The organism is Bradyrhizobium ferriligni, from assembly GCF_056837965.1.
Window position 1 is genome coordinate 1 of the sequence record NZ_JBXEJO010000264.1, and the last position, 459, is coordinate 459.

General features: G+C 38.1%; 1 protein-coding gene. It reads left to right on the forward strand.

All coding sequences use genetic code 11. The features are described from left to right. A partial coding sequence (locus AC1VNY_RS42640) for a hypothetical protein (RefSeq protein ID WP_482409696.1) occupies positions 1 to 210 on the forward strand: 210 nt, incomplete at its 5' end. Positions 211 to 459: the final 249 nt, after the last annotated feature.

Consider the following 459-nt stretch of genomic DNA (forward strand, 5'->3'; position numbering starts at 1 on the left):
GCTTTGACTTCACTACTGGACACTAAAAAGGTTTTCAAGGAAAAAATTGATCGCAGTAAAGCTACCGTTGCACAAAATACCACAAATGCATCTAAAGCTATAGGATTAAAGAAGCCAAAACCTTATTTGTCATCAGCAAGAACAGCAACACCTGCCAATAAAGAGACTGGGCATCCAAGCTTACAAGCAGGAGCCAAATCAAGCAGATGATACATGATATTTTTACTTTCATGGATGTGTGTGATAGCTTGTGGGGAAACTGTAATGTTACAGTCCCCTAGTGTTTGTTTTAAAACTGTGATTACTTTTACAAGAACATGGTCTAACAGATTATGGGAATATATAATGTCATCAAATTTGAAGTCATGGTTATTTTTTATAGTATACTGGTCAGTTAGATAATTATGAAATGTGGCTGATTGTGGTCCACCGTGTGTTGCCGAGGCCGGCAAAGGGGAG